At 70.7% G+C, this 3689-nt stretch carries 4 protein-coding genes; 3 read left to right on the plus strand and 1 reads right to left on the minus strand.

Annotation, left to right across the window (positions count from 1 at the left end):
• Window positions 1-35 precede the first annotated feature (35 nt).
• A complete protein-coding gene (locus tag AADR41_RS41530) occupies window positions 36-773 on the plus strand; it encodes an ABC transporter permease (RefSeq protein ID WP_342287625.1) in 738 nt (245 codons plus the stop codon).
• A 68-nt stretch (window positions 774-841) separates the two neighbouring features.
• Window positions 842-1651 (plus strand): pyrroline-5-carboxylate reductase, encoded by an 810-nt coding sequence (proC, locus tag AADR41_RS41535; RefSeq protein ID WP_342287620.1) that lies wholly within the window; start codon window positions 842-844, stop codon window positions 1649-1651.
• A gap of 22 nt (window positions 1652-1673) precedes the next feature.
• Here the strand turns inward: proC and AADR41_RS41540 are convergent, their stop codons facing one another.
• Window positions 1674-2258: a cysteine hydrolase family protein gene (locus AADR41_RS41540; protein ID WP_342287622.1), complete on the minus strand. Its 585-nt coding sequence runs from the start codon at window positions 2256-2258 to the stop codon at window positions 1674-1676.
• Window positions 2259-2332: 74 nt separating this feature from the next.
• On the opposite strand from AADR41_RS41540, the gene AADR41_RS41545 reads away from it, so the two are divergent.
• On the plus strand, window positions 2333-3322 hold the full coding sequence (locus AADR41_RS41545; protein WP_342287624.1) for a GlxA family transcriptional regulator: 990 nt from the start codon (window positions 2333-2335) through the stop codon (window positions 3320-3322).
• The last annotated feature ends 367 nt before the right edge of the window (window positions 3323-3689 follow it).

The following is a 3689-nucleotide window of genomic DNA, read 5'->3' on the forward strand; positions in this document are numbered from 1 at the left end:
CCCCGACACCGCCCCCGGCGACCACCACCCCGCTCCTGAGCCCGGCCCGCACCCTCGCCACCGCCGCCCGGGTCCTGCGCCAGCTCAGCCACGACGCCCGCACCGTCGCCCTGCTGCTCCTGGTCCCGGTCGTGCTGATCACCCTGCTCAGGTACGTGTTCGACGGCAGCCCCCGCACCTTCGACGCCATCGGCGCCTCGCTGCTCGGCATCTTCCCGCTGATCACGATGTTCCTGGTGACCTCGATCGCCACCCTGCGCGAACGGACCTCCGGCACCCTCGAACGCCTCCTCGCGATGCCGCTCGGCAAGGGCGACCTGATCGCCGGTTACGCACTCGCGTTCGGCGCCGTGGCGATCGTCCAGTCCCTCCTGGCCACCGCGGTCTCGGTCTGGGCGCTGGGCCTGGACGTCATCGGCTCCCCGTGGCTGCTGCTCCTGGTCGCCCTGCTCGACGCGCTGCTCGGCACGGCGCTGGGCCTGTTCGTCTCCGCCTTCGCCAGGTCCGAGTTCCAGGCCGTCCAGTTCATGCCCGCGGTGATCTTCCCGCAGCTCCTGCTCTGCGGACTGTTCATCGCCCGCGACCGCATGGCCCCCGCCCTCGAAGCGATCTCGAACGTGCTGCCCATGTCGTACGCGGTCGACGGCATGAACGAGGTCCTCGGCCACCCCGACATCACCGGCGACTTCGTCCGTGACGTACTGATCGTGGCGGGCTGCGCCGTCCTCGTACTCGCCCTCGGGGCCGCCACCCTCCGCCGCCGCAGCGCCTGACCGGGCCGGTGCGAGGATGGCGGACACGAGCACCGAGAACCGTCAGCACAGCCCGGAGGGTGAACCACATGACCCAGACAGTCGCAGTCCTCGGCACCGGCAAGATCGGCGAGGCACTGCTCAGCGGCATGATCCGGGCAGGCTGGCGCCCGGCGAACCTGCTGGTCACCACCCGCCGCTCCGAGCGCGCCGAGGAACTCCGCAACCGCTACGGCGTCGACTCCGTCAGCAACGCCGAGGCCGCCGGCCGCGCCGACATCCTCATCCTCGCGGTCAAGCCCCAGGACATGGGCCGGCTCCTGGACGAGCTCGCCGGGCACATCACCCCCGACAGCCTGGTCATCAGCGCGGCCGCGGGCATCACGACCGCCTTCATCGAGGACCGCCTCGCCGCGAGCACCCCGGTCGTACGCGTCATGCCGAACACCCCCGTCCTCGTCGACGAGGGCATGTCCGTCATCTCGGCCGGCAGCCACGCCACCACCGACCACCTCGCCGCCGCCGAGGCGATCTTCAAGGGGGTCGGCAAGACCCTCCGCGTTCCCGAGTCCCAGCAGGACGCGGCGACCGCCCTGTCCGGATCGGGCCCCGCGTACTTCTACTTCCTCGTCGAGGCCATGACCGACGCAGGCATCCTGCTCGGCCTGCCCCGCGCCCAGGCCCACGACCTGATCGTCCAGGCCGCCATCGGCGCCGCAGTGATGCTCCGCGACAGCGGCGAACACCCCGTCAAGCTGCGCGAAGCCGTCACCAGCCCGGCCGGCACCACCATCAGCGCCATCCGCGAGCTGGAGAACCACGGCGTACGGGCCGCCCTCATCGCCGCCCTCGAAGCCGCCCGCGACCGCAGCCGCGAACTCGCCTCCGGCAACGGCTGACCCGTACCGACGCACGGCTGCACTATCCCGCGGCGGCGATCAGCTCCGCGCTGCGCACCACCTTCGCGAACCCACCGCCGTGCAACGACACGGCGGTGGCCCGCGCCAGCTCGTCCGCGCTCTGCTTCCACCCCCACGGCCCGGTCAGGTCGAAGGTGTGCGTCGCATCCAGCGGGACGAACACCTCGTACCCGAGGTTCCCGCCCATCCGCGCCGTCGTCTCGACGCACATATTGGTCTGGATCCCGATCACCACGAGCTGCCGGATCCCGCTCCGGTCCAGCCACTCCTTGAGGTCGGGCGTCCCGTAGAAGGCGGAGTTCACACTCTTCGTCAGCAACAGCCCGGGCCCGTCGCCCTTCCCGCGCCGCTCCTCCACGTACCCCTTGAAGCCGTTGCCCGGCTGCCCCGCCCGCAACGGCGAATCCGGCTTGGACGAGTCGTGCCGTACGAACACCACCGGCCGCCCGCTCGACTGCCAGGCATCGATCAGCCCCGCGATGTTCCGATCCGCCTCCGGGTTGTTCCGAGGCCCCCAGTACGCCTCCTCCTCGAAGCCTTCCTGCACGTCCACCACGATCAGCGCCGCGTTCTCTGCGATCTCCATACGAACGATCCTGCCGCCCGACGCACCCACGTCCCAGAGGTCACAAAGCCATCGATCGATGCTTTACTGCCACGATGGCGACCACCCCCGACCCCACCCGCATCGCACTCGTCGCCTTTCCCGGCGTACGCGCCTTCGACGTCTCGGTCATCACGGAGGTCTGGGGCGTCGACCGCACCGACCGTGGCGTTCCGCCCTTCGAGCTGCGCCGCACCGCCGCGGAAGCGGCCCCCATCGCGCTGCGCGGCGGACTCTCCCTCACCCCGGACCGCAGCCTCGCCTGGCTCGCCCACGCCGACCTCGTCGTCGTCCCCGGCCTCGACGACCACCTGACCCCGGCCCCCGCCCCGGTCCTGGCGGCCCTGCGCCGCGCCCACACCCGAGGCGCCCCGGTCGCCTCCCTGTGCGGAGGCGCCTTCACACTCGCCCAGGCCGGACTCCTGGACGGCCGCCGAGCAGTCACCCACTGGCGCCTCGCTGACGACCTCCGCGCCGGCCACCCCGAGGCGAAGGTGACCCAGGACGCCCTCTTCCTGCACGACGACAACATCTGGACGTCGGCCGGCACCGCCGCCGGCATCGACCTCTGCCTCCACCTCGTACGCACGATGCACGGCGCCGAGACCGCGGCCACGATCGCCCGTTCGATGGTCACGGCCCCGTTCCGCACCGGCACCCAGGCCCAGTTCATCGAGCACCCCACCCCCCGAGCCGACCGCGACGCCGACACCCTCGCCGCGGTACGCGCCTTCGCCCTGGCCCATCTGGCCGAACCGCACACGGTCGCCGCCCTCGCCGCCCGCGCCGGAATGTCCTCCCGCTCCTTCGCCCGCCGCTTCCAGGCCACCACCGGCACGACCCCGCTCCGCTGGCTGATCACCCGGCGCATCGCCGCAGCTCAGAAGCTCCTCGAACGCACCGACCTCCCCCTCCCCGAGGTAGCCCGCCGCACCGGCTTCGGCAGCGAGGTCACCATGCGCCAGCACTTCGCCACCCACCTGTCCACCAGTCCCCGTGACTACCGCCTGGCCTTCCACCGGCAACCGGACCCCGACCGGGGTTGACACACCCGTCCCGCATCCGTAATGTGCTCCGAGTTGTCCGACGTGAGCGCCGACTCCGGTCGGTCCCCGGACAGCCAATCCGCAGTAACCACATCTGACCAGCGACATCTGTCGCCGGACTTTCTGTGCGCATTTGCGGAATGAGGAATCCGCGTTCGAAGGAACGCGACCCCGATTAGCGTCGGGGCCGAGGATTCCGCTAAAGTCTCACTCGTCGGAACGGCCCAACGGCCGGGAGGACAAGCCCCGCTGACTGGGAATCAGGCCCGAAAGGATCTGATAGAGTCGGACTCGCCGGAAAGGGAAACGCGAAAGCGAAGAACTGGAAAGCGAAAAAGCAGGATCCCGCTTCGACCGGGAATCGGAC

Source organism: Streptomyces sp. CLV115, from assembly GCF_038448545.1.
Lineage (GTDB): Bacteria > Actinomycetota > Actinomycetes > Streptomycetales > Streptomycetaceae > Streptomyces > Streptomyces sanglieri.

Coding starts and splice junctions, on each gene's coding strand:
- proC (WP_342287620.1), top strand. CDS start 842: ATGACCCAGACAGTCGCAGTCCTCGGCACCGGCAAGATCGGCGAGGCA.
- AADR41_RS41545 (WP_342287624.1), top strand. CDS start 2,333: ATGGCGACCACCCCCGACCCCACCCGCATCGCACTCGTCGCCTTTCCC.
- AADR41_RS41540 (WP_342287622.1), bottom strand. CDS start 2,258: ATGGAGATCGCAGAGAACGCGGCGCTGATCGTGGTGGACGTGCAGGAA.